The organism is Nocardiopsis alborubida, from assembly GCF_012396365.1.
Lineage (GTDB): Bacteria > Actinomycetota > Actinomycetes > Streptosporangiales > Streptosporangiaceae > Nocardiopsis > Nocardiopsis alborubida.
Window position 1 is genome coordinate 82,815 of sequence record NZ_JAAXPG010000012.1, and the last position, 24,280, is coordinate 107,094.

Genomic DNA, 24,280 nt, shown 5'->3' on the forward strand with positions numbered 1-24,280 from the left:
ACGATAGCGTCCGGGGAATGAAGGATGACGCGCCCCCTCCCCCCGAAACCAGGATCACCGTCGTCGGCATCGGTGCCGACGGCTGGCCCGGCCTGCCCGAGCGGCTGCGCGCGCTCGTCCTGGCCGCCGACACGGTGCTGGGCGGGCGCAGGCACCTGGCGATGCTCCCGGACCGGCCCGGACAGCGCCGCCGGGCCTGGCCCTCACCCCTGCGCGAGAACCTGCCGCCACTGCTGGCCTCCCTCGACGGGGTCTCCACCGGCGGTGCCGCCACGGTGGCGCTGGCCTCCGGAGACCCCCTGGTGTCCGGCGTCGCCACCACCCTGATCGACCTGCTGGGCGCGGACGCCGTGCGGGTGGAGCCCGCCGTCTCCTCGGTCGCCCTGGCCCGCGCCCGCATGGGCTGGCCCGCCGAACGCTGCGCGGTGGTGGGCCTGGTCGGCCGCGACCCCCGCCTGCTGCTGCGCCAGCTCGCCCCCGGCCACCGCGTCCTGGTGCTCTCCTCCGACGGCGGCACCCCCGCCGCTGTCGCCGCCCTGCTGGTCGGCGCGGGCTACGGCGCCAGCCGGATGACCGTGCTGGGCGACCTGGGCGCGGACTCCGAGTCGCGCCTGGAGACCACCGCCGACCACTGGCTCGCGGACCCTCCCGGCGCGGTGCCCGCGCTGCACGTGCTGGCCCTGGAACTCCTCGGCCCGCCCGGCTACGGCCTGGTCGCGGGGCTGCCCGACGACGCCTTCGAACACGACGGGCAGCTCACCAAACGGGACCTGCGCGCCTCGGCGCTGGCCCGCCTGGCGCCCTCGCCGGGCCAGCACCTGTGGGACGTGGGCGCGGGCGCGGGGTCGGTCGGCATCGAGTGGATGCGCGCCCACCCCTCCTGCAGCGCCACGGCGGTGGAGGCCCACGCCGAACGGGCCGCGCGGATCGGCCGCAACGCGGGCCGCCTCGGCGTTCCCGGCCTGGACGTGGTCACCGGACGCGCGCCGGACGCGCTGGCCGGGCTGCCCGCGCCCGACGCGGTGTTCGTCGGCGGCGGCGCGACCCGGCCGGGCGTCCTCGACGCCTGCCTGGAGGCGCTGCGGCCGGGAGGGCGGATCGTGGTGCACGGGGTGACGCTGGAGACCGAGCACCTGCTCGCCGACGCCCACCGGCGCCACGGGGGCGAGCTGACCCGGATCGCCGTCGAGACCACCGCGCCCATCGGCGCGTTCACCGGCTGGACCCCCGCCCGCACGGTCACCCAGTGGTCCCTGGCAGCGGGGTACTGACGCGGGGGCGGTCCGGGGCGTAGAGGTAGGACTCACCACCCGCCCGGGGATCGAGCGCCCGACCCACCAGGATCACCGCCGCCTGCCGGAACCCGGCCTCCTCCACCGCGTCGGCGACGGTGGAGACCGTGCCGCGCAGCACCGCCTCGCCTGGCTGGCTGGCCCGGTACACCACGACCACCGGGCAGTCGCCGCCGTACTCGGGTTCGATCTCGGCCATCAGCTCGCGCACCCGCCGGATCGCCAGGTGCAGCACAAGCGTGGCCCGGGTCGCCGCGAACGCGGACAGCGACTCGGCGTCGGGCATGGCGGTCGAGCGGGCCCGTGTCCGGGTCAGCACCACCGACTGGGCCACCAGCGGCACGGTCAGCTCCCGCCCCGCCAGCGCCGAGGCGGCCGCGTACGCGGGCACCCCGGGCGTGACGTCCCACGGAACGCCGTGCGCGTCGAGCCTGCGGGTCTGTTCGGCCAGCGCCGAGTACAGCGACGGGTCGCCGGAGGTGAGCCGTACGACGTCGCGGCCCGCGGCGTGCGCGGCGACCAGGTGGTCGGTGATGCGGTCCAGGTCCAGGCCCTGGGTGTCCACCAGTTCGGCGCCGGGCGCGCAGTGCGTCAGGACCTGCGGGTCCAGGTAGGTGCCGGGGTAGAGCACCACGTCGGCCTCGGCGAGCATGCGCGTGGCGCGCACGGTCAGCAGGTCGGCGGCGCCGGGGCCCGCGCCCACGAAGTGCACGGTCACGGCTTCACCCACCTGGGGGTCCACACGCGGCCCGCCCCGGTGACCCGGGTCCCCGAGGCACCGACGATGAGCAGGCAGCGCATGTCGACGGCGGCCGGGTCGAGTCCGCCCAGGGTGGTCACCGTCAGGGACTCGCCGTCGCGGCCCACGTCGCGGCCCACGACGACCACGGTGTCGGGTTCGCGGTGCTCCAGCAGGATCCGGCGCGCGGTCACGATCTGCTCGGTCCGGGACCGGGAGGCGGGGTTGTAGACGGCCAGCGCCAGGTCGGCCTCGGCGACGGCGCGCAGCCGCCGCTCGACCACATCCCACGGCTTGAGGCGGTCCGACAGGCTCATCACCGCGAAGTCGCCGCCCACGGGGGCGCCCGCGCGGGCCGCGACCGCCTGGACGGCGCTGACCCCCGGCAGCACCCGGACGGGCACGTCCCGGTAGGCGGGGTCCTCGGCCGCCTCGAACACGGCGGTGGCCATGCCGAAGACCCCGGCGTCCCCGCCCGAGACCACGGCGACGCGTTCGCCGCGCCCGGCCAGGTCGAGGGCCAACCGGGCGCGCTGGAGTTCGACGGTGTTGCCGGAGGCGTGCCGGGTGAGCCCGGGGCGCTGCGGAACCCGGTCGACGTAGGGGCCGTAGCCCACCACGTGGTCCACCCCGGCCAGAGCGGCGGAGGCCTCGGGGGTGAGCCAGTCCTCGGGGCCGGGGCCCAGACCCACGACCAGCAGTTCGGCCGCCGCTCCGGAGGGACCGGACGCCGTCTGCGCCGCCTGCGCCGTTTGCGCCGACTGGGTCCGCGCGGCCTCGCCTACCTTCCGGGAGCGCGGCCCGTTGCGGCTGTCCCCGGTCACCAGCACCAGGGAGAAGTAGGGCACCGTCGCCGGGTCCACCTCGGCCACCGGCAGCCGCCGCTCCCCGCCCATCGAGGCCCGCTCCACGTACACCGCGTGCTCCAGCCGCCCGGCCGCGGCCAGCGCGCGGCGCACGGCCGGGAAGGTCCGGCCCAGCTTCATGACCACGGCCGCGTCGGTGTCGGCCAGGCGGCGGGCCAGCTCCGGTTCGGGCAGGGTGCCGGGCAGCACGGTGAGCACGTCGGTCTGCCGGGCCAGCGGGGCGGCCGCGGCGGCGGTGGCGGCGGCGAACGCCGGGATCCCCGGCACGATCTCGGTGGGGTAGCGCTCGGACAGCCGGTCGTGCATGTACATGTACGACCCGTAGAACAGCGGGTCGCCCTCCGAGAGCAGGACGACGTCGCGCCCGGCGTCCAGGTGGGCGGCCAGCCGGGCGGCGGACTCCTCGTAGAAGTCGGCCAGCGCCCCCGCGTAGCCGCCCGGGTGGTCGGTCGTCCCGGTGGTCACCGGATAGGTCAACCGCTCCTCGACCGCCCCGTCCGGGACCAGCGCGTCGGCGATGCGGCGGGCGTTGGACTCCTTGCCCACACCCGCGTGGTAGGCGACGACGTCGGCCGCGGCGATGAGCCTGGCCGCCTTGAGGGTGATCAGCTCGGGGTCGCCCGGGCCGACGCCGACGCCGTGGAAACGGCCGGTCACTCTTCCTCCTTGGCGAGTGCGTTGAGGGCCGAGGAGGTCATCGCCGAACCCCCGCGGCGGCCGCGCGCGGTCACGTAGGGGACGTCGAGCCCGTGTCGGTCGCGGAGTTCGGTCAGCGCCTGCTTGGACTCGGCGGCGCCGACGAAGCCGACCGGGCAGCCGACGATCGCGGCCGGGCGCGGGGCGCCGTCGATCAGCATCTCCAGCAGGTGGAACAGGGCGGTGGGCGCGTTGCCGACGGCGACCACAGCACCGTCGAGCAGAGGTTCCCACAGCGACACCGCGGCGGCCGTGCGGGTGGTGCCCCACTCCCGGGCCAGGCCGGGCACCCGCTCGTCGCCCAGGAGGCAGAGCACCTCGTTGTCGCTGGGCAGGCGGCTCGCGGTCACGCCGGAGGCCACCATGCGCGCGTCGCACAGGATCGGCGCGCCGGCCCGGAGGGCGGCGCGCGCCGAGGGGACCAGGTCGGGGTGGACGACGAGGTCGTCGGCGAGGTCGACCTGGCCGGTGCCGTGGATCATCCGCACGGCGAGCCGCTCGGCGTTGGCGGGCAGGTGGTCGAGCCTGGCCTCGCGCCGGATGGTGGCGAAGGAGTCGGCGTAGATGGCGGGCCCGTCGTCGGCGTACTCGTAGTGCCGGTTCGGGCGTCTCAGGGAGGTCACCGCGCCTCCTCGTGGACGTGACCGGGCTGTCCGGGACCGTGCTTTTCGGGAATGAGAACGGCGCGCCACGGCGTGACGATGAGTTCGCCCGATCCGGCTTCGACGGCTTCGGCGGCGAGCGCTTCGGCGGCGGCCCGGTCCAGGCCGTCCTCGGGCACGGGGACGTGCCGTCCGATCCCGGGCAGCGGGCCGTACGGCAGCGGCGGCGCGGGGTCGGGCAGCCTCGGGTCGGGCGGCGCCGGGTCGGTCAGGGGCGAGGGGAGTTCGACCACGTGCCAGGCGGCGTCGGGGCCGTCGCCACGCAGGTCCAGGAACCGGTCGGCGAGGCGCACGAGCGCGGTCGGGGCCTCCTCCAGCGGCGTCAGCGGACCCCAGTGCTCCCCGGCCCTGAGCTGGGCGGTACGCGCGTCGAGGGCGACGAGTCCCAGGTCGCAGGGGCGCTCCAGCAGGTCGCCGCTTCCGTCGTCCAGGGCGAAGAGGAAGCGGCCGGGAAGGGCGGCGCGACGCGGTTCGGCGCACAGCAGCGCGTCCAGCGCGGCGGCCACGGGGCGCAGGTCGGCCTTCCCGCCCGCCAGCCCCGTGCCCGGGGAGACCATGACGTTGCGGACCAGTTCGTGGGAGGGCGAGGGCAGCAGGCCGGTTCCCTCCAGGGCCCGGAGCACCCCGGGGGACAGCCGCCCCTCGCTTCCCGGCAGGGCGCGCAGCTGCACGTTCGCCCGCCCGGTGACGTGGATCCGGCCGTCGCCGTACTCCTGGGCCACGGCGGCCAGGGCGCGCAGCGAACGGGCGGGAAGCCTGCCGCCGACGAGCCGGAGCCGCACCAGCAGCCCGTCGTCGGCGGGCCAGGGCCGCAGGGCGCCCGGACAGCGGTCGCGCCGGGCGCGGACGGTGGGGGATGGGGATGGGGAACCCATCGGGGACATGCGCGTCCTTCTGGTCAGGGACCCGTTCGCGGGGTCCGCGGTCGACCTGGCGGCCCGTCACCGCCAGCGCCAGCAGGTCTTCGGACTCGGGATCGACCGGTGCGGAGCGCCTTCCCGGAGCGTCGCGCTCCAGTGGCTGTCCCGGGGAACCGCGTCCCCGGGGCGTGCCCGCCCGTCACCCTCACCGCTGCGCGTCAGCCCCGGATTCGCACCGGGTTCCCTGCCCCACGAGGTGGAGTTCGACTGGCTCGACGAGGGTACCGTCCCCCTCCCGGGCCAGGTCCGGGGGCCTTCCCCCGACACGGCCCCGGCGCGGCCCCGGCGCGGCCCCGACACGGCCCCGACACGGCCCCGACACGGCCCCGACACGGCCCCGACACGGCCCCGACACGGCCCCGGCGCGGCTCCGGCGTGGCCGAAGGCGGCCGGTCCCGGTCCCGGGAACGCGGTCGGCGGTGTGTGACGCATCCGGCCGATACGGTACGTACCGCGTATTCCTCGCACGGTCCGCGCCGCCGTGCCCTACCCCCGGGAGCCGATGGATGTACACGGTCCGAATCTCGCAGACAGACCCCTACGCCTTCTCCAGCCTGGACGCGGCGCTGCGGGCCCCGATGTACGCGGGCTGTGACCTGTACCTGCACGTCGAACCGGGCCACTACGCGGAACCCCGGGTGCTCGGCGTGAACCAGCACGTCATCGTGGTGCCCCTCCAGGGCCCCGGCACCGTGACGATCTCCACGGGCGGCAAGAACGTGTTCAACGTGCACAAGGGGCGGCTGGAACTGCACGGTGTGCACGTGCGCAGCACCTCGGCCGAGTACCCGCCCGTGTACGTACACCCGAAGGCCTCCCTCAAGGCCGTCGACTGTGCCTTCTCCGCGGACACGCGGGTGAACGTGAAGAACACCGAAGCCGAGTTCACCAACTGCGGGTTCACGGGCGGCGGAGTCTACATGGACGACTCCACGGGCAGGGTGGACGGCTGCCGTTTCACCGACGCCGTGCTCATCGTCCAGGGCCCCGACTCCCCCCAGGTCCGCGGGACCACCTTCACCGGGGGCCACGACACGTGGCACAACCTGTACATCTCCAACGCCTCGCCCGCGGTCACCGACTGCGTCCTGACCGACTGCGGCGGGGAGAGGACCCAGGCGGTCCACGTACGGGACGGGGCCGCTCCGAAATTCACCAACCTGACGGTCACCGGGGACCGGGGCTGGCCGGTACGGGTGACCGGACGATCCAAGGCGGAGTTCAACCACCTCAGAGTGGACGGCGGCCGCGTCGGCGGCGACTCCGTGTACGCCTGGGACGACTCCGAGCTGACCATCACCCACGGCCGCGTCACCAACGCCAGGGCCAGCGCCCTGGCGACCACCGGGGGCGCGTTGACCGTCCGAGACCTGGTCGTCGAGGACGCTGCCCTGACAGGCCTCTACGCAAAGGAGGCCAGGGTCAGCGGGGAGAGGCTGTCCCTGACCCGTGTCGGTGGGAACGGGGTCTACGTCGAGGAGTGCCGGACGACGCTCTCAGACGTCGAACTGCGTGAGAGCACACCGGAGGCGCTGGAGACGCGGAGCGGGTTTGCCGCGCAGAAGGGGCGGTTCGAGGTCACCGGGTTGCGTGCCTCGAAGGCGTCGACGATGGCGCACATCGTCAACGCACGGGGAAGCCTGACCGACCTGAGCGGGGATGACGTCAGGGGCGGTCTCCTCGTCACCGAGGACAGCACGGTCACGGTACGCGAAATGACGATCACCAACAGCAGGCTCAACGCGCTGACCGTCAACGAAGGGTCCGAGGTCGAAATCGACAGGATCCAGATCTCGGACTGTTCCCTGCACGGTGTCTACGTGGGGAGCGAGTCGCGGCTGGTCCTGCGCTCGTCGACGGTGAGCGGGTGCGCGTCGGCCGGAATCGGCGTGGAGAACGGGGCCGTGGTCACGTTGGAGGACACCGAGGTCCGTGACGGGGAGGGTTCCGGGCTGGCCGTGTACGGCACCAGCCGGGTGCGCCTGGTGGGGTGCACGGTCTCCGGCAACGCCGGTGAGGGGGTGGACGCCGAGGACACCGCGACCGTGCAGACCGAGGACACCGAGATCACCGGGAACGGGGGCGGTGACAGGGTCCAGGCGCGGGCCGCGGCCGACGGCGACAGCGGCGGCGCGGCCGTGCCGGACGCGCCCGAGGGTGAGGCGCAGCCGCTGGAGGAACTGCTGGCCGAACTGGACGCCATGGTGGGCCTGGACGGGGTGAAGAAGGAGGTCCGCTCCCTCGTCAACTTCCAGCAGGTCAGCGTCAAGCGCGCGGCGGCGGGGCTGCCCGCGCTCAACGTCAGCCGCCACCTCGTCTTCTCCGGGCCGCCCGGAACCGGCAAGACCACCGTGGCCCGGCTCTACGGGCGGATCCTGCGCTCCCTGGGCGTGCTGGGAAGCGGCCAGTTCGTGGAGGCCGCCCGCCCCGACCTCGTGGCCGAGCACCTGGGCGGCACCAGCGCCAAGGTCACCGAGGTGGTCGAGCGGGCACGGGGCGGTGTCCTGTTCGTCGACGAGGCGTACGCGCTGTCCCGTAAGTTCGGCAGCGGATCGGACTTCGGCCAGGAGGCCATCGACACCCTCATCAAACTCATGGAGGACCTGCGCGAGGAGGTCGTCATCGTCTTCGCCGGGTACTCCAGCGAGATGCGCGGCTTCCTCGACGCCAACCCCGGCCTGCGGTCGCGGGTCGCCCGCACCATCGAGTTCGAGAACTACTCGCCCGAACAGCTCACGACCATCTTCACGGGGATGGCGCACAAGCAGGGCTACACGCTGGGGGAGGGCGTGCGTGAGCTGATCACCCGGCACTTCCAGGCACAGAAGCGGGACGAGACCTTCGGCAACGGGCGCGAGGCGCGCCGCGTGTTCGAGGAGACCGTCCAGACCCAGGCCACCCGGATCGTGGACGGCGACTTCGGTTCGGCCCAAGACCTGTCGCTGATCCTGCCGGAGGACCTCGCCGACGTCGTGGACGGCGGGCTCTCCGCCAGGGTCGCGGAGGGGCCCAGGGACGCCGGTCAGGTGGAGGAGCTGATGCGCCGCCTGGACGCCATGGTGGGCCTGGCGGCGGTGAAGCGGGAGGTGGCCGACCTGGTGAACCTGATCTCGGCCGGACGTCGGCGGCAGGCGGCCGGGCTGGAGGCCCCGCTGCCCTCCCGGCACCTGGTCTTCGCCGGGCCTCCGGGAACGGGCAAGACCACGGTCGCGCGGGTCTACGGGGAACTGCTGGCCGCCCTGGGGGTGCTCGCCCAGGGGCAGGTGGTGGAGGCCAGCCGGGCGGACCTGGTGGGTTCGTACGTGGGCCAAACCGCCCAGCGCACGCGCGAGGTGTTCGACCGGGCGCGCGGAGGCGTGCTGTTCATCGACGAGGCGTACGCGCTCGCCCGGTCGGGCGGCAGCGGTTCCGACTTCGGCCAGGAGGCCATCGACACGCTCCTGAAGCTGATGGAGGACCACCGTGACGAGGTGGTGGTGATCGCCGCCGGTTACACCGGGGAGATGCGCGAGTTCATGGCGAGCAACCCGGGGCTGGAGTCCCGGTTCTCCGGGACGGTGGAGTTCGCCCCCTACGATGCGGGCGAGCTGGTGCGGATCTTCGTCGGGATGGCCGAGGGCAGCGACTTCCTGGTGCCCGAGGAGACGCGCGGGGCGCTGGGCGCGTTGGTGGTCGAGCGGGCCGGGGTGTTCGGGGGCGGCAACGGGCGCGAGGTCCGCAAGCTGTTCGAGGAGAGCGTGATCCGCCAGGCGCGGCGGATCGAGGCGGCGGCCCTGGCCGGGGAGGACCCCGGTCTGGCGGAGTTGCAGACACTGCGTCCCGAGGACGTCGTGGGAGCCCGGTAGTCCTCGCAGCCGGGCGCCGGGGAGGGGAGCGAGGGCTCCCCCGCGCACGGGAACGGGCGGCGTGGCGGTTGATGGGTGGGCGCTTCGGTGCTCGGGCGCTGCGCTGGGGCGGCGACGCGCGTTCCCGTGTTCGCTCCCGGTCCGGTGTTCGTGCGGAACAGCGGTGGTGGGGGCCGGTGTGGAGGTCTTCGGGGAGTTTGCGGGGATTTTAGGGTTTCTTGTTTCGGGCAGGGGCCTGGGCCAGGGGCGGTTCCGGAAGCGAGTACGCCGCCCCTCGGAAGGACCACCGAAGGAGGAAGAGCATGAGCGCCAGCGAGAAGGGCCGCAGCCAGGCCGAGATGGTCAAGGGCAAGGCCAAGGAGAGCACCGGCAAGGCCACCGGCAACGACCGCATGAAGAACGAGGGCCGCGCCGAGATGGCCAAGGGGCGCTTGCGCCAGGGCAAGGAGGACATGAAGAAGGGCCGGTAGGTGCCGCCTTCGCGGGCGGTCGGAGGCGGCCCCCGGCGCGCGGGAGCACCCCGCCGCCGCGCGGCCGGCGGCCGGACCGCGTCCTCGGGAGAGGGGGAGAGGAGCACGTGCTCCTCTCCCCCTCTCCCATGACCGCCGGGGCGGGGCTCACGTCGTGGAGCGCTCCTGCTCCGGTTCGAGGCGGCGGATGCCGAAGCCGCGGGTCAGCGGCGCCAGGAAGGCGATCAGGGCGGAGAACAGGAAGCCGCTCCAGTTGAACACCGCCCACGGCAGGAACTCGAAGTTGGCCACGCCCAGGGTCGTGGCGAAGAAGACGCCCGACACCGTCCAGGGCATCAGCACCTCGGTGATCGTGACCGAGTCCTCCATGCTGCGCGACAGGTTCACCGGGTGCAGGTTCCTGGCCCGGTAGGCGTCGCCGTAGACGTCCTTGACCAGGAAGAACGTCACCAGGGCGTTGGAGGTGCCGTTGATGATCGTGAAGCCGGAGAGCAGGGTGGTGAGGATGAGGCTGCCCGTGGACCGCAGCTTCCCGATCAGCCCCTCCAGCAGGACCCGCAGCACGCCCGACTTCTCCAGCGCCGAGGCGAAGAAGAAGGCGCAGAAGACGAAGAAGGCCGAGTTGTACATCGAGTACAGCCCGCCCCGGTTCAGCAGCTCGGCCAGGACGTCGGAGACCCCGTCCCCCTGCGGCAGCATGTCGGTCGTGAAGCCGGAGACGGCCGCGGCGAACAGGTCGCCCACGCTCGCCCCCTGGACCAGCAGCGCGATCAGCAGCGCCGTCATGGACGACGCGAACAGCACGACCAGCGGCGGCTTCCTCATGACCGACCCGGCGAGCACGACCAGCGCCGGGACCAGCAGCAGCGGGTTGAGGGTGAACAGCCCGTTCAGTTCGGTGACGACCTCGTCGATACCGCCCAGGCCGGCGGACGAGGTGGTGATGGTGGTGCCCGCGAGGAGGAAGACGACGACGGCCACCACCGACGAGGGCACGGCCGTGTAGAGCATGTGCCGGATGTGCTCGTACAGGTTGGCGCCCGCCGCGAGCGAGCTCATGTTGGTCGTGTCCGACAGCGGTGAGAGCTTGTCCCCGAGGTAGGCGCCGGACACGATCGCGCCCGCCGTGATCGCCAGCGACGCGTCCATCGTCTGGGCCACCCCGATCAGGGCGACGCCGACCGTTCCTCCGGCGCCCCAGGACGTGCCGGTGAAGGTGGCGACGAGCGCGGTGGCCACGAAGGACAGCACGTACAGGTAGGAGGGGTTGATGAGCTCCAGGCCGTAGTAGACCATGAGGGGGATCGTCCCGGCGATCATCCACGAGCCGATGAGCATGCCGATGCTGAGCAGGATCAGGACCGCGGGCAGGGCGCGCTTGAGCTTCTCGCCCATGTTCGTCAGCACGTCCTCCCAGCGCACGCCGTGCCAGAGCGCGAAGAGGGCGAACACCACCCCCGCGAAGATGAGCATGAGCTCGGCGGGGTACTTCAGGACGCCGATGCCGCCGACGAGGACGGCGACGGTGATGACCACGGGGACGCACGCCGCCGCCACACCGGGTCGGCGAACGTGTTCGTCCGGGGGGTTAGTCATCTTCTTTCCTCTCGGTGATGACCGCTTTCCGGTCTTCTACAGTGCGGTGAAGGCCCTTTCGAGATCCTCGATCTGGTTGTCGGCCCCCTCCAGGCCCACGGAGAGGCGGATCATTCCGGGGGAGAACCCCTTTTCCCGCAGCGCCTCCTCGTTTCCGGGCCGGACGGGGGCGGTGACGAGGCTTTCGTAGCCGCCCCAGCTCGCGCCGATCCGGAACAGCGACAGACGGTTGATGAAAGCCGCGACCTCTTCGAAGGAACCGTCCTTCAGGTCGAAGCTGAGCAGCCCGGAGAAACCGCTGAACTGGTTTTTGACCAGGGGGTCGTCGGGCCGGTGGTCGTGGTGGGGGTGGTGGATCGCGGCCACCTCGGGCCGGGTCGCCAGGTAGTCGATGACCCGCACGGCGCTGCGCTCGTGCTCGGCCATCCTGATCGGCAGCGTCCGCAGCCCGCGCAGCACCATCGACGCCTCGACGGCCGACATGACCGAGCCCAGGAGCTGGAACCCCGTGTGGAAGAGGTCGCGCACGAAGGAGGCCGGGCCGATCACCGCCCCGCCCAGGACGTCGCTGTGGCCGCCGATGTACTTGGTGCACGAGTGGATGACGATGTCCACTCCGGCCAGGATCGGCTTCTGGAAGAGCGGCGTGGACCAGGTGTTGTCCATCGCGGTCCAGATCCCCCTGGCCCGGGCGGTGCGGGTGATCTCGGCCAGGTCCAGGACCTTCATCCGCATGGTCCCGGGGCTCTCGACGTAGACGAGCGCCGTGTTCTCCCGCAGGTGCTCCTCGATGTCGGACGTGCCGTCGGGGAGCACGGTGTGGTCGATGCCGAAACCGCGCAGGTGCTCTGCCAGTTCCAGGGCCGGACCGTAGGTGCTGTTGACGAAGAGGATGTGGTCGCCGCCGCGCAGCAGGCTCATCAGGACGGCGCTGATGGCGCCCATTCCGGACCCGAAGCACTTGCACGCCTCGCCGCGCTCCAGGAGGGCCAGCCTTTCCTCCAGAAAGGCCACCGTGGGATTGGCGCCGCGGCTGTAGACGTACCTCTCGTGCTCCTGCTCCTGTTCCTCGATGAACGCCTCGAACGAGGGTTTGGTGAAGATGCTGGTCTGGAACACCGGAGGGGTGACCGCGCCGTGGACGTTCTCCGGCCCCTCCCACGCGCTCATGCAGATTTCCCTGTCGGACCTGTCCACCGTTGCCCCCCGATCGGTTCCCGGGCGCGGTCGCGCGAGCGCGGCGGCGGATGGTCCCGACCCGCCGCGCCCGCCGTCGCGGCCCGTGCGCGCGGGCGGCGCCCGCGCTCGTGTCGGTGCGGTCGGTGGCCGTCCGTGGCAGGACCCACCGCTCGCACGCGTGCTCACGGCACGGCTTCGCGGTCGAGACGACGCGGAGCGCGTGCCGGTGCGGTCATCTTGTAGTACAAGCTGCTAAGTAGTCAATGGGTGGGCACGGGTCCGCCCGCGGGCCCCGGCGTCTGTACGCTGGGGAGTCGGCACAACCCTCCAGCGAAGGACGAGGCGTACACGATGGGATCAGCGTCGCCGGGGACCCAGGGCGAAGGGCTCACGGACCGGTCCCAGCCGCGGCACGCCCGCCCGAACTCCCTGACCTCACAGGTCGTCGCCTTCGTCGAGGAGCTGTGCGTGGGCCCCGACGCGCAGCCGGGCACCCAGCTGCCCTCGGAGAAGGAACTCGCCGAACGCTTCGGGGTGAGCCGGGTCGTGCTGCGCGAGGCCCTGAGCACCCTGGAGGCCAAGGGCCTGGTGCACCGGCGCCAGGGCAAGCCCGCGGTCATCGCCTCGCCCAACGCCCTGCCGGTGGAGAACTTCGTGGCCCTGTCGGTGCTGCGCGACCGCCGGGCGCTGATGGAGTTCACCGAGATCCGCAAGGCGCTGGAGGTGCACGGCGCCCGCCTGGCCGCGCAGCGCATCGCCGGGCCGGAGGAGGAGCAGACCCGCGAGGCCATCGCCCGGGCCCGACAGGCCATCGCCGACATGCGCGCCGCCCCCCTGGACGTGCCCAACCGCGTGCGCACCGACCTCGCCTTCCACCAGGCCCTGATCGCGGCCTCCGGCAACCGGAGCCTCACCCAGATCCTGGACGCGCTCGAACGGTCGCTGGCCGACAGCCGCGAGCAGAGCCACCGCCGCTTCCTGGCCACGGCCGAGGACCCCGCGGTCTCGGCGACCGAGCACGAGGAGGTCCTGGAGGCGGTGCTGAGCGGCGACCCCGCCCGCGCGGTGGCGGCGATGGAGGACCACCTCCAGGTCACCTTGCGCGAGATCGAGACCCGGCCCAAGACGGAGGGTGCGGAGCAGGACCCGGCCTGACCGGCATCGGGAGGAGCTGACCGGCCGCGCCGCGGGTGGTCGCCACACCGCCGCCGACGACGCTGACGATACCGGCGGAGCGCGGCGGCAGCGGCGTGGCGGGTCGACCCCGCCGGGGGCGTGCGCCGACTCCGCTCAGGCCAGGCCCAGCTCCCCGACCACACGGGCCACCCGCTCCCGCTCGGCGGCGGGCAGCCCCAGGATCGGGTGGGGCAGACAGCGCGGGGCGACCAGGCCCAGGTGTTCGGCGATCGCGGCACTCACGCGCAGGCTGCCGTGGGCGGCGAACATCTCCCACAGCGGGCGCAGCCGCTCCGACTCCGCCACGGCCCCCTCGGCGTCACCGCCCAGGGCGGCGCGGGCCAGGGGCAGGGCGGTGGCGGGCAGGGTCCCGCCCACCACGGAGAACCAGGCCCGGCAGCCGGCGTTGAGCCCGGTCGCGGCGACGCCGTCACCGGAGACCCCGATGCTCACGTGGTCGGGGACGGCCGCGCGGACCGCCGCCACGCGCTCGCGGGCGGCCGCCGGGTCCGCGGGCACCGGCGGGATCTTGATCGCGGCCACGGAGGGCAGCGCGGCGACGCGCGCGTACAGCTCGGTCGAGAAGGTGAAGCGCGTCGTGCCGGGGTTGTCGTAGACCACCAGGGGCACCGAGAGTTCGGCGGTGACGCTCTCGTAGAGCGCGAACACGTCCTCGTCGGTGAGCGGCTGATAGCTCACCGGGGCCAGCAGCACGGCGGACGCGCCGACCTGCTGGGCGTCCTGGGCCAGGGCCCGCACATGGGAGGTGCGCAGCGCGCCGATGCCGACGACCACCGGTGTGCCGTCCGCGTGCTGTACCGCCGTCCGGGCCACGCGGCGGCGTTCGTCGCGGTCCAGGTAGGCGTAGGAGCCGGTCGATCCCAGCGCGCCGACGGAGTCGACGCCCGCCTCGACCAGGCGGGTGATCAGTCCGGCGTAGGCCCGCTCGTCGAAGCGGTCGTCGTCCAGCGGGGTCAGGGGGAAGGCGCTCAGGCCGGTGAACATGGTCTTTCCTTCGTGTTCGGGGCAACGGGGGCGGCAGCGCCGGGTCGGGGCGCCGCCGCTGGGTCCCCGGTGATGGTCGGCCCGGGCACGGCCCTCACCCTACGACCTCATGTCCTGGGACAGGGCGCCGAGAGGCCGCTGCGGCTGTCCGGCGGCGCTGGACGGCGGGCGGCACCCACCGGACACGCCCTAACCCGCCGCTTCCGCGACGGGCAGGGCCAGGCGCAGCGTCAGCCCGCCGCCCGGGGTGGTCTCGGGCAGCAGCGAGCCCCCCATGGCCTCCATGAGCCCGCGGGAGAGCGCCAGGCCCAGTCCGAGCCCGGTCGCGCTGTCGGTGTCCCCGAGCCGCTGGAAGGGCACGAACATGCGCTCGCGCTCGTGTTCGGGAACCCCGGGGCCGTGGTCGGCCACCAGGAGCTCCACCTGGTCGCCCGTCCAGGAGGCGGTGACCGAGGGCGGCCGGCCGTGCGGGCTGAAGCGCAGCGCGTTGCCCACCACGTTGGCCAGCACCCGCTCCAGCAGGCCGGGGTCGGCCGCGACCTCCGGCAGCTCCTCGGGCACCCGCACCCGCACGTCGCGGCCCTGTGCGCCCAGCTCGTCCAGGACCGCGAACACCGACTCGCGCAGCGACAGGTCCGTGACCGTCACGCCCAGCACGCCCGCCTGGAGGCGGCTCATGTCCAGCAGGTCCGTCACCAGCCGGGTCAGCCGGTCCAGGGACTCGTCCGCCGTGGCCAGCAGTTCGGCCTGGACCTCCTCGCTGAAGCGCACCTCCCGGCTGCGCAGGCTGGTCACCGACGCCTTGGCCGAGGCCAGGGGAGCCCGCAGGTCGTGGCTGACCGCGGCCAGCAGCGCGGTGCGCATCCGGTCGGCCTCCGCCAGGGTCCCGGCCGCGGCCGCCTCCCGGGCCAGCCGCTCCTGGCGCAGCGCGACGGCGGCCTGCGCGGCGAAGGCCTCGATGATGCGCCGCTCGCCCGCGCGCGGCCGGTGCCCGTGCAGCACCAGGGTCAGCCCCTCGTCCACCGGGACGTCCACGTCGGCCCCGCCCGGGGCCCCGCGGGGGCGCTCCCCGACGAAGGCGACCGCCTCCCACGCACCGGGGTCGTTGCGGTGGTCGGGTCGGGAGGAGGCCCCCGGCCTGCGCTCCAGCAGGGCGACCGACTCCAGGGAGAAGGTCTCGCGCAGCCGCTCCAGCAGCGCCTCCAGGGGACGCGAACCCCGCAGCACGCTCCCGGCCACCGTGGCCAGGGTCTGGGCCTCGGCGCTGGCCCGCGCCGCCTCGCGGGTGCGCCGCGCGGCCTGGTCGACCACCACGCTCACCGCCACGGCCACGAACACGAACACCACGAGGGTGAGCAGGTTGCCCGGCTGGTTGACCACCAGCGTCTCGTAGGGCTCGGTGAAGAAGAGGTTGAGTACCACGAACCCGCTGAACGCCGCGGCCAGCGCGGGCCACAGCCCGCCGACCAGCGCCGTCGCCGTCACCGTCGCGAACACCAGCAGGATCCCGCCGCTGAGGTACTCCTCGCTGTGGGGGACACCGGTGCCGAACACCAGCAGCGCCAGCGCCGTGAGCGCCAGCGCGTACCCCGCCAGCCTGCGGCGGCGCGAGACCGCGCCCGAGCGCGCCCGCCCGGAGCCGCGGTCGGTTCCCTCCTGGGTGACCAGGTGGACGTCGATGGACTCCGACAGCGCCGCGGTGGCCGCGCCCACCCCCGGCCGCAGCAGGCGGGCGAGCCTGCCCCGCCCGCTCGCGCCCAGGACCAGCTGGGTGGCGTTGACCCCCTGGGCGAACGCGGCCAGCGCGGCGGGCACGTCCTCGCCCAGGACCTGGTGGTAGGTGCCGCCCAGGTCCTCCACCAGCACCCGCTGCCGGGCGAGCATGGCGGGGTCGGCGCCCACCGGGCCGTCGCCGAGCGCCACGTGCACGGCCAGCAGCTCGACCCCCCTGCCGCGCCCCGCGATCCGGGCGGCCCGGCGGATGAGCGCCTCCCCGCCGGGGCCTCCGCTCAGGCCCACGACCACGCGTTCGCGGGTCTGCCACGAGGAGGCCGCGCGGTGCTCGCCGCGGTGGCGCTCCAGCTCGTCGTCCACCCGCCCCGCCAGCCACAGCAGCGCCAGCTCGCGCAGAGCGGTCAGGGTGTCGACCCGGAACCGGTGGCCCAGCGCGGCGTCGATCCGGTCGGGGCCGTAGACGTTGCCGTGCGCCAGCCGCCGCCGCAGGGCCTCGGGCGTCATGTCCACCAGTTCGATCTGGTCGGCTCCGCGCACCCACGCGTCGGGCACGGTCTCGCTCTGGCGGACGCCGGTGACGCGCTCCACGACGTCGTTGAGCGACTCCAGGTGCTGGACGTCGAGTGTGGACAGCACCGTGATCCCCGCCTCCAGCAGGGCCTCGATGTCCTGCCAGCGCCGGGCGTTGCGCGCCCCGGGGGCGTTGGCGTGCGCGAGGTCGTCCACGAGGACGACCTGCGGGCGGCGGGCGAGCACGGCGTCCAGGTCCATCTCCTCCAGACGGGCGCCCCGGTGGGTCAGGACCGCGCGCGGGACCGTCTCCAGGTCGTCGACCATCGCCTCCGTCAGCGCCCGGCCGTGGCTCTCCACGAACCCGATGACCACGTCGGCGCCGCGGTCGCGGCGCCGGTGCGCCTCGTCCAGCATCCGGTAGGTCTTGCCGACACCGGGCGCCGCGCCCAGGTAGACGCGCAAGTGGCCGCGTGTCATCGTGTTCCCCCTTCCGGCCTCCCCATCCTGACTGGTCACGGAGGTGTTTTCGGGCATTCTGGTGCTAACGGGGCGCTAAATCCGCGCCTTCGGCTGCTAAGGGAGCGTTAGCGCGCCCGCCGTCCCCGCCGCCACGGCGCAGAGTCGTTGCGGCGCCCCGCGCCGTCGCGGCCCGCGGACACGCGACGCGACCCGCGGACGCGGCGCGCCTGGCATCGTGAGCGCGAGGCCCCGACCGGGGCACGTGGACGGGGGAGATACGGACCAGTATGGACACGGACACCGGCACCGGCGCGGACAGAGCGCCCTCGGTCCTCGTCGTCGACGACGACCCCCTCATCCTCAGGACGCTGGAGGTGAACCTGCGGGCCCGCGGCTACACCGCCTACCTCGCCGACACCGGTGAGCGCGCGCTGCGGCTGGTGGCCCGCCACCGCCCCGACCTGCTCCTGCTCGACCTGGGCCTGTCCGGGATGGACGGCCTGGAGGTCCTGAGGGGGCTGCGCGGGTGGACGGACGTGCCGGTGGTCGTGCTCTCGGGACGCGACACCGAGTCGATGAAGGTCCAGGCGCTGGACCTGGGCGCCGACGACTACGTCATCAAGCCGTTCGGGATGGACGAGCTGTTCGCCCGGGTGCGCGCGGCCATGCGCCGCTCCGCGGTGCCCGAGTACGAGGCGGCGGTGGCCACCGCGGACTTCACGGTCGACCTGGCCGCCAAGCAGGTCCTGCGCGGCGGCGAGCCGGTGCGGCTGACGCCGCGCCAGTGGCACATCGTGGAGGTCCTGGCGCGCAACCCCGACCGCCTGGTCACCCACAAGCACCTGCTCAACGAGGTGTGGGGTCCCTCCTACGGGCGCGAGACCAACTACCTGCGGGTGTTCATGACCAAGATCCGCCAGCGCCTGGAGCCGGACCCGCCCCGGCCGCGCTACTTCCTCACCGAGCCCGGACTGGGCTACCGGTTCCGGCCGGGCGGTGGCGGCGCGGCCGGGGGAGGGGTCGCGGCGGGAGAGCCCGGGGCGGAGGGCCGGGAGAGCGGGGCGGGCGGCCTGGATGCCGGGCCGGAGGACCGGGAGGGCGGCAGGTGAGAACGGGAACCGGGCGGTTTCCGACGGGCCCGCGGGCCCGGCTCCGCGCCGGTGCCCGCACCGGTGTCCGCGCGGACCGGAGGCTGCGCGACCTGTCGGGGTGGATCAAACCTCCGCAGCTCACCGCCGCGGCCTTCGGCGCCCTGATCCTGGTCGGCGCGGGCCTGCTGTCGCTGCCCGCCGCCACCGAGGCCGGGGAGCGGGCGCCCTTCGACACGGCCCTGTTCACCGCCACCTCGGCGGCCAGCGTGACCGGCCTGGCGGTGGTGGACACCGCCTCCTACTGGTCGGGGCTGGGCGAGGCGGTGATCCTGGTCCTGATCCAGGTCGGCGGGTTCGGCATCATGGCGCTGGCCACCGTCCTGACCCTGGTGGTGGGGCGGCAGTTGGGGCTGCGGATGGCGGTGCGCACGGGCTCGGAGGCCAAGGTGGTCACGCTGGGCGAGGTGCGCCAGCTGGTCACCGGGGTTCTGGTGGTGACGGTGGTGTTCGAGACGGCCCTGGCCGTGGTGCTGATGCTGCGCTGGTGGCTGGGGTACGGGCTGGCCCTGCCCGAGGCCGTCCACACGGGCGTCTTCCACGCCGTCTCGGCCTTCAACAACGCCGGGTTCGCGCTCTACGCCGACAGCATCACGGGGTTCGCCGAGGACCCGTGGATCACGGTCCCCGTGGCCCTGGGGGTCCTGGCCGGAGGGCTCGGGTTCCCGGTGTGGGTGGAGCTGTGGCGCTTCACCCGGCGCCGCGCCGAGCACCGCCACTGGACGCTGCACGTCAAGATCACCCTGGTGATGACGGGGCTGCTGCTCGTGGTGGGCTTCGTGGCCTTCCTGGCCCTGGAGTGGTCCAACCCGGCGACCATGGGCGGGCTCGACCTGCGCGGGAAGCTCCTCACCGCGTTCTTCCAGTCGGTGATGCCGCGCACGGCGGGCTTCAACAGCCTCGACTTCGGACAGATGAACACCCAGACGCTGCTGGTCACCGACATCCTGATGTTCGTCGGGGGAGGCAGCGCGGGCACGGCCGGGGGCATCAAGGTGACGACCTTCGCCGTGCTGGCCTTCGCCATCTACGCCAACGTGCGCGGCGAGCCCACGGTCCACGTGTCGGGCCGCCGCCTGGCCGAGGGCACCACCTCGCAGGCGACCACGGTGGTGCTGCTGGCGCTGGGCCTGGTGCTGGCGGGGACGCTGACGCTGATGACCGTCACCCCGTTCACCCTGGACCAGATCCTGTTCGAGACGACGTCGGCCTTCGCCACGGTCGGGCTGTCCACCGGCATCACGGCCGACCTGCCGCTGCTGGGGCAGATGGTGCTGGTGTTTTTGATGTTCGTGGGGCGGATCGGGCCGATCACGCTGGCCTCGGCCCTGGCGCTGCGGCGCCGCCCCCGCCTCTACGAGCTGCCCGAGGAGCGGCCGATCGTCGGTTGAGCGGTGCGGGGGCCGGTGGGCTCCGCTGCCCTCACCCCTGTCGGGCGAGGGCGGCGGTGATCTCGGCGACGGTGGCCTTGGCCGTGCGCCCGGCGCCGATGAGGGTGGCCGACGCGGCACCGGTCCAGTCCCCGTAGCCCAGCAGGAACAGCCGGGGTTCGGCCACGGAGCGGGTCCCCTCCAGCGCGATCCGGCCCCGGCCGTCCGCCAGCCCCAGCGGGGCCAGGTGGTCCAGCACCGGCCGGAACCCCGTGCACCACAGGACGGCGTCGCAGTCCAGGGAGGTGCCGTCGGACCAGGCCACGCCGGTGCGGGTGAGGCGGTCGAACATCGGCTCGGCCTTGAGCGCGCCGCGCCCGCGCGCCTCGCGGACCGTGGGCACCACCACGATGTCCCCGAGGTCGCCGACGCCCTCGGGGGCCGCCGTCCCCTGCCGAGCCGCCCGCTGCGCCCGGGTGGCGATGCCGAACAGGGCGCGCCCGTCCAGGTCGTCGGGCAGGAACCGGGGCGGGCGCGGGGTGGCCCAGGCCGTCTCGGCGGTCTTCGACAGTTCGGCGAGGATCTGGGCCGCGGAGTTGCCGCCGCCCACGACCACGACCCGCTGCCCGGCGAACTCCTCCGGGCCCCGGTAGCCGACCGTGTGCAGCTGCCTGCCCGCGAACAGCTCCCGGCCCGGGACGTCGGGGACGTGGGGCGCCCGCCAGGTGCCGGTGGCGCTGATGACGTGGCGGGCGCGCCACTCCACCCGTCCTCCGCCACCGCGCGGGGGCCGCTCCGTGGGAGAGCGGGCCACCCCCGACGGGCGCCCGCGCCCGGCCCCCTCCCGGGCGACCACGCGCAGGGCCCCGTCCTCCCGTTCGACCGCCTCCACGCGGACCGGGCGGCGCACGGGCAGGTCGTAGCGGCGCTCGTACTCGGCCAGGTACCAGGCCACGTGCCGCGCGCTCGGGTACTCCCGACCCTCCTCGGCGGGCATCCACCAGCCCGGGAGCATGCTGTGCTCGGCGGGGGAGAACAGCCGCAGCGAGTCCCAGTACTCGGTCCAGGACCCGCCCGGCCCCTCACCGGCGTCCAGGACGGCGAAGTCGAGCCCGGCCCGCCGCAGGAAGTACCCCGCGGCGAGTCCGGCCTGCCCGCCGCCGACCACCACCACGTCGTGCACGTGCTCCGCGCCGTCCATTCCCCGTCCTTCCGTCCCCCCGTCAGCGGAACCGCGGCGTCCGCCGCGCCCGGGTTCAGCAGACGCTGTCGCCCGGCTTGGGCACGCCCAGGCCGAACAGGCTGCGGGCCCGCAGCCCCGCCCAGGTCCCGGCCAGGGCGAAGACCGCCCACAGCCACCCGTGCAGGCTGCCCGAGCCGATTCCGGCCAGGTAGGCGCCGATGTTGCAGCCGCCCGCCAGACGGGCGCCGATGCCCATGAGGATGCCGCCCAGGAGCCCGGCGGCGACCAGCTTCCAGCTCAGGCCGGTGTGCAGCTTCCACGCTCCGGCGGCGGCCGCGGCCACGGCGGCGCCGAGGATGATGCCGATGTTGGTCAGGCTGGTCTTGTCCTGGAGCACCGGACCGGCCAGCTGCGCGGCCTGCTGGGGCTGGCTCCAGAACGCCCAGGTCTCGGGGTGCGCGCCCAGCAGCTGGAGCGCCTTGGCGCCCCACAGGTTGAAGGCGGAGGTGACGCCCCAGGCGCCGCCGGAGACCAGCAGCACCGCCGCGCCGAGCACGGACAGCACCAGGGCGCCGACGATCATGGGCCAGCTGCCCCGGACCACGCGCAGCGGCCCCCGAGCCGAGGGCGGCGTGCCCACGGGCGGGGGGACGCGGCGGTTCTGCACGACGCGGGTGCCCACGACCACGGCCGCGAGCACGGCGACGGTGATCGCCCAGGAGCCGCCCCAGCCCACGTGGTCGGAGAGCAGGAACGGCGGCAGCGCGGGCAGGTCGTTCACCAGCGGCCACGCGGCGCTGTAGATGACCGAGCCCGCGATGAAGCCGACGAGGGTGATGACGATGGCCGACTGGCCGGAGCCGACCGCGAAGAGCGTGCCCGAGGCACAGGCGCCGCCCAGCTGCATGCCGACGCCGAAAAGGAACGCGCCCAGGAACAGGGCGATGCCGATCGGTCCGGCCGAGGCCTGCGGGTCGTTGCCGAACAATCCGGTTCCGGTGCCGATGACCAGTGCGAACAGGGTCGCGGTGGTGCCCAGCAGCACGGCGTGCGCGCGCAGGCCGGTGCCGTTGCCCACAGAGAGGAACTGCCGCCAGGCGGAGGTGAAGCCGAACCGGGAGTGGAACAGGGTGAAGCCCAGGCCCGTGCCCAGGAGCAGCAGGGCGGCGGGCAGCGCGCCGTGGGCGTTCCAGACGTGGGCGGCCAGGCCCACGGCCACGACCAGGGCGATCCCCAGCGGCCACCAGCGGACGGGTTCGGCCTCGGCGGCGCGGGGCTGCGGCACGGACAGGGCCGGCCGCCAGCTCAGGGACAGGGCGGGTGAGACGGGCGCGGCGGCGGCGTCCGGGGCGGTGTCCGCGGGGGCGGGTTCGGCGGCGCCGGGAGGCGCGGAGGGGTGAGTGGTCACGGGGAAGCTGTCCAAACGGTGACGGAGCGGGTGTCGGCCGTGGCCGAACGAGGACGGGGACACCGGTACCGCGGGGACGCCGGGCGCGGGAGACCGCGGGGGGGGAGGGGGACGGGGCCCGGTCAGCGCACGCCGTCGCGGCACCGGCGGCGACAGAGGCCGTCGTCGGTGCTCGTCAGCGACATGGAGATGAGCACCATGCGCAGGAAGCGGGCTTTATCGGACACGGGGCTCAGTGTAGGACAAAGTCCGGCGGGGGTGACAGCACCGTGACGAAGCGCACGGACGCGCGCTGGTCCGGGACGCGGGGTGCGCTGTCCCGGAAGCGGTGACGCGTACCGGCGCGCGGTCGGAATGCGCGGAAGCCGCCGAGGAGCGTCGTTCCTGGTGGGGCGGGTGTGAGGACCCTTGGCGCAGGGCGGCCCCGGCGGGCCGCGGGGGCGGGCCCATGTTTACCCGGAACAGAACGGGTAGACAGGAGGGTGTGCACCTGCGCGCCCCGCGGGCCACGGGGGCGGCCGTCAAGGCCACGAGGTCCCGGGGACACGGCGCGGGTGCGGGGCCGGGCGCCACGGGGGTGAGCGCGCGGTCCGCGCCGGACCTCCGCTATCGGGGGATTCGAGAGGGTCCGGCGAGACGCGGGAGCCCCCGCGCGACCCGGTCGCGCGGGGGCTTTTCCCTTTCCGGTCTCGGCTGGGCCACTACGTGTAGTCACCAAGAGTTGCAATATAACTACTCTTGGTAAACACTGGATGTGTTCCGACGCCGCGGCCCGTCCGCGAGCCTCCGTCCGAGAAGGAAGAACCCTCCCCCATGCCCATGACACTGACGCGTGCCGCCCTCACCGCGGCCGCAGCCCTGGCGCTGGCCGGGCTGGCCGGTGCCCCCGCCCTGGCCGATGAGGCCACCGCCGGGCCCACCACGGAGCCCTCCTGCGGCAGCCCCCTGGTGCTGTTCTCTCCCGGTGCCAAGGTCGAGGGCAGCAGCTGCTCGGTGGTGAGCACGGTCGAGCAGGAGCTCCGGAGCGTCGGCCCGGGCGGCCTGCTGCCCGGCATGCCCGGCACCGGCGGGGGCTGAGCCCGGGCTCAGCCCTCCTCCGCGTGCCGGGGCACCACGGCCACGGGCACCGGCGAACTGTGCATCACGCCCTGGCTGACCGACCCCAGCAGCACGCCGCGCACACCGCCCCGGCCGCGCGAGCCCACGACCACCAGGTCCGCCTCGGCGGCGGCCTCCACCAGCGCGTCCACCGGGTTGCTCTGGGTGCGCACGGCGGAGACGTCCACGTCTGCGGTGGCGTCGTCCATCACCTCGGCCAGCACCCCTGACACGAGTTCCTCGGACTGGCGTTCCAGCAGGTCGTCGGGCGGGGTCCAGCCGGACTCGGTCAGGGAGGCGGTGGCGAAGGGCAGCGGAACCTCCCAGCTGTGCACCACCACGACCGAGGAGCCCTCCTGGAGCGCGGCCCGGTGCAGGGCGAAGTCCAGCGCGCGCCGGGAGGCCACCGAGCCGTCCACGCCGACCGCGATCCGCAGCGGTCCCGAGAGCTGGGGCGCGCGCCCCTCGGCGCCGGGGACGACGACCACCGGGCAGTGCGCCTTGGCGGCCAGCCGCATTCCGGCCGCCCCCGCCAGCACCGAGCGCACCGGGCCCATGCCGCGCGAGCCCACGACCACGAGGTCCCCGTGGCCGGTGCGGTGCAGCAGCGCCAGCGGCGGCTCCTCCAGCCCCAGCGCGGTCTCCACGCGTAGCCCCGGCCGCAGCGAGCGCACGTGCTCGGCGGCCTCCTCCAGGAGGCGGCGGCCCTGGGCGGTCATCTCCTCCGTGGGAGGGAAGCGGGTGGGACCGGCGTAGACCGACATCACCAGCGGCATGGACAGGGCGTGCACGACGTACAGGGGGAGCCGCCTGAGCTCGGCCTCCGCCGCGGCCCACTCCAGGGCTCCGCGCGCCGACGCCGATCCGTCGACGCCCACCGCGACCTTGGGAGAGGGGAGCGGGACATCGGCCATGGTTTCC

At 74.0% G+C, this 24,280-nt stretch carries 18 protein-coding genes and 1 riboswitch; of the genes, 7 read left to right on the top strand and 11 right to left on the bottom strand.

Going from position 1 to position 24,280, the window contains the following annotated elements:
- Nucleotides 1-17: 17 nt before the first annotated feature.
- Nucleotides 18-1,271 carry a bifunctional cobalt-precorrin-7 (C(5))-methyltransferase/cobalt-precorrin-6B (C(15))-methyltransferase gene (locus HGB44_RS14280; RefSeq protein WP_061078752.1) on the top strand — a complete coding sequence of 418 codons (1,254 nt, stop codon included), beginning with the start codon at nt 18-20 and terminating at the stop codon, nt 1,269-1,271.
- On the opposite strand, the gene cobM is transcribed toward HGB44_RS14280, so the two are convergent.
- Genes cobM through HGB44_RS14300 form a run of 4 tightly spaced genes read right to left on the bottom strand, consistent with a single transcriptional unit; the run spans nt 1,240 to nt 5,139 of the window.
- Complete coding sequence (gene cobM / locus HGB44_RS14285) at nt 1,240-2,022, bottom strand: precorrin-4 C(11)-methyltransferase (protein WP_061078841.1); 783 nt, start codon at nt 2,020-2,022, stop codon at nt 1,240-1,242. The two genes, HGB44_RS14280 and cobM, sit on opposite strands and share 32 nt — an antisense overlap.
- Complete coding sequence (locus HGB44_RS14290; protein WP_061078753.1) at nt 2,007-3,554, bottom strand: precorrin-2 C(20)-methyltransferase; 1,548 nt, start codon at nt 3,552-3,554, stop codon at nt 2,007-2,009. The genes cobM and HGB44_RS14290 overlap by 16 nt, the downstream gene beginning before the upstream one ends.
- Complete coding sequence (locus tag HGB44_RS14295) at nt 3,551-4,216, bottom strand: precorrin-8X methylmutase (RefSeq protein WP_061078754.1); 666 nt, start codon at nt 4,214-4,216, stop codon at nt 3,551-3,553. Before HGB44_RS14295 ends, HGB44_RS14290 begins: the two co-directional genes overlap by 4 nt.
- Complete coding sequence (locus HGB44_RS14300) at nt 4,213-5,139, bottom strand: nitrite reductase (RefSeq protein WP_061078755.1); 927 nt, start codon at nt 5,137-5,139, stop codon at nt 4,213-4,215. Before HGB44_RS14300 ends, HGB44_RS14295 begins: the two co-directional genes overlap by 4 nt.
- Nucleotides 5,140-5,193: 54 nt before the next feature.
- A riboswitch (cobalamin riboswitch) is annotated at nt 5,194-5,401 on the bottom strand.
- A 280-nt stretch (nt 5,402-5,681) separates the two neighbouring features.
- Here HGB44_RS14300 and HGB44_RS14305 point away from each other — a divergent pair.
- Nucleotides 5,682-9,020: an AAA family ATPase gene (locus tag HGB44_RS14305; RefSeq protein ID WP_061078756.1), complete on the top strand. Its 3,339-nt coding sequence runs from the start codon at nt 5,682-5,684 to the stop codon at nt 9,018-9,020.
- A gap of 302 nt (nt 9,021-9,322) precedes the next feature.
- Entirely contained in the window at nt 9,323-9,490 is a 168-nt protein-coding gene (locus HGB44_RS14310; RefSeq protein WP_082768200.1) for a CsbD family protein, read from the top strand.
- A 147-nt stretch (nt 9,491-9,637) separates the two neighbouring features.
- On the opposite strand, the gene nhaC is transcribed toward HGB44_RS14310, so the two are convergent.
- Together nhaC and HGB44_RS14320 are read right to left on the bottom strand one after the other, a co-directional pair.
- Nucleotides 9,638-11,086 carry a Na+/H+ antiporter NhaC gene (nhaC, locus tag HGB44_RS14315; protein ID WP_061078757.1) on the bottom strand — a complete coding sequence of 483 codons (1,449 nt, stop codon included), beginning with the start codon at nt 11,084-11,086 and terminating at the stop codon, nt 9,638-9,640.
- A gap of 36 nt (nt 11,087-11,122) precedes the next feature.
- A complete protein-coding gene (locus tag HGB44_RS14320; protein ID WP_061078758.1) occupies nt 11,123-12,256 on the bottom strand; it encodes a trans-sulfuration enzyme family protein in 1,134 nt (377 codons plus the stop codon).
- 360 nt (nt 12,257-12,616) lie between these two features.
- Here HGB44_RS14320 and HGB44_RS14325 point away from each other — a divergent pair, with 360 nt between their 5' ends.
- Entirely contained in the window at nt 12,617-13,420 is an 804-nt protein-coding gene (locus tag HGB44_RS14325) for a FadR/GntR family transcriptional regulator (protein ID WP_061078759.1), read from the top strand.
- Nucleotides 13,421-13,555: 135 nt separating this feature from the next.
- Here HGB44_RS14325 and HGB44_RS14330 read toward each other — a convergent pair whose 3' ends face one another.
- Together HGB44_RS14330 and HGB44_RS14335 are read right to left on the bottom strand one after the other, a co-directional pair.
- Nucleotides 13,556-14,446 carry a dihydrodipicolinate synthase family protein gene (locus HGB44_RS14330; RefSeq protein ID WP_061078760.1) on the bottom strand — a complete coding sequence of 297 codons (891 nt, stop codon included), beginning with the start codon at nt 14,444-14,446 and terminating at the stop codon, nt 13,556-13,558.
- 189 nt (nt 14,447-14,635) lie between these two features.
- Nucleotides 14,636-17,170 carry a sensor histidine kinase gene (locus tag HGB44_RS14335; protein WP_061078761.1) on the bottom strand — a complete coding sequence of 845 codons (2,535 nt, stop codon included), beginning with the start codon at nt 17,168-17,170 and terminating at the stop codon, nt 14,636-14,638.
- Between the two features lie 269 nt (nt 17,171-17,439).
- Between HGB44_RS14335 and HGB44_RS14340 the strand changes: the two genes are divergently transcribed.
- Nucleotides 17,440-18,261 carry a response regulator gene (locus HGB44_RS14340; RefSeq protein WP_061078762.1) on the top strand — a complete coding sequence of 274 codons (822 nt, stop codon included), beginning with the start codon at nt 17,440-17,442 and terminating at the stop codon, nt 18,259-18,261.
- Nucleotides 18,258-19,691 carry a TrkH family potassium uptake protein gene (locus tag HGB44_RS14345; protein ID WP_082768201.1) on the top strand — a complete coding sequence of 478 codons (1,434 nt, stop codon included), beginning with the start codon at nt 18,258-18,260 and terminating at the stop codon, nt 19,689-19,691. The genes HGB44_RS14340 and HGB44_RS14345 overlap by 4 nt, the downstream gene beginning before the upstream one ends.
- Before the next feature lie 31 nt (nt 19,692-19,722).
- On the opposite strand, the gene HGB44_RS14350 is transcribed toward HGB44_RS14345, so the two are convergent.
- Entirely contained in the window at nt 19,723-20,871 is a 1,149-nt protein-coding gene (locus tag HGB44_RS14350; protein ID WP_061078763.1) for an NAD(P)-binding domain-containing protein, read from the bottom strand.
- Nucleotides 20,872-20,926: 55 nt separating this feature from the next.
- The gene (locus tag HGB44_RS14355; protein WP_061078764.1) at nt 20,927-22,261 is read right to left on the bottom strand and encodes a YeeE/YedE family protein; all 1,335 of its coding nucleotides are present in this window, start codon (nt 22,259-22,261) and stop codon (nt 20,927-20,929) included.
- An 813-nt stretch (nt 22,262-23,074) separates the two neighbouring features.
- On the opposite strand from HGB44_RS14355, the gene HGB44_RS14360 reads away from it, so the two are divergent.
- Complete coding sequence (locus HGB44_RS14360) at nt 23,075-23,338, top strand: hypothetical protein (protein WP_231972242.1); 264 nt, start codon at nt 23,075-23,077, stop codon at nt 23,336-23,338.
- A gap of 8 nt (nt 23,339-23,346) precedes the next feature.
- Here the strand turns inward: HGB44_RS14360 and HGB44_RS14365 are convergent, their stop codons facing one another.
- Nucleotides 23,347-24,273: a universal stress protein gene (locus HGB44_RS14365; protein ID WP_061078765.1), complete on the bottom strand. Its 927-nt coding sequence runs from the start codon at nt 24,271-24,273 to the stop codon at nt 23,347-23,349.
- Nucleotides 24,274-24,280 lie beyond the last annotated feature (7 nt).

Excerpts from the sequence above, each read along its gene's own strand:
- HGB44_RS14280 (WP_061078752.1), top strand. The coding sequence starts at position 18 with ATGAAGGATGACGCGCCCCCTCCCCCCGAAACCAGGATCACCGTCGTC.
- HGB44_RS14300 (WP_061078755.1), bottom strand. The coding sequence starts at position 5,139 with ATGTCCCCGATGGGTTCCCCATCCCCATCCCCCACCGTCCGCGCCCGG.
- HGB44_RS14305 (WP_061078756.1), top strand. The coding sequence starts at position 5,682 with ATGTACACGGTCCGAATCTCGCAGACAGACCCCTACGCCTTCTCCAGC.
- HGB44_RS14310 (WP_082768200.1), top strand. The coding sequence starts at position 9,323 with ATGAGCGCCAGCGAGAAGGGCCGCAGCCAGGCCGAGATGGTCAAGGGC.
- nhaC (WP_061078757.1), bottom strand. The coding sequence starts at position 11,086 with ATGACTAACCCCCCGGACGAACACGTTCGCCGACCCGGTGTGGCGGCG.
- HGB44_RS14320 (WP_061078758.1), bottom strand. The coding sequence starts at position 12,256 with ATGAGCGCGTGGGAGGGGCCGGAGAACGTCCACGGCGCGGTCACCCCT.
- HGB44_RS14325 (WP_061078759.1), top strand. The coding sequence starts at position 12,617 with ATGGGATCAGCGTCGCCGGGGACCCAGGGCGAAGGGCTCACGGACCGG.
- HGB44_RS14330 (WP_061078760.1), bottom strand. The coding sequence starts at position 14,446 with ATGTTCACCGGCCTGAGCGCCTTCCCCCTGACCCCGCTGGACGACGAC.
- HGB44_RS14335 (WP_061078761.1), bottom strand. The coding sequence starts at position 17,170 with ATGACACGCGGCCACTTGCGCGTCTACCTGGGCGCGGCGCCCGGTGTC.
- HGB44_RS14340 (WP_061078762.1), top strand. The coding sequence starts at position 17,440 with ATGGACACGGACACCGGCACCGGCGCGGACAGAGCGCCCTCGGTCCTC.
- HGB44_RS14350 (WP_061078763.1), bottom strand. The coding sequence starts at position 20,871 with ATGGACGGCGCGGAGCACGTGCACGACGTGGTGGTGGTCGGCGGCGGG.
- HGB44_RS14360 (WP_231972242.1), top strand. The coding sequence starts at position 23,075 with ATGCCCATGACACTGACGCGTGCCGCCCTCACCGCGGCCGCAGCCCTG.
- HGB44_RS14365 (WP_061078765.1), bottom strand. The coding sequence starts at position 24,273 with ATGGCCGATGTCCCGCTCCCCTCTCCCAAGGTCGCGGTGGGCGTCGAC.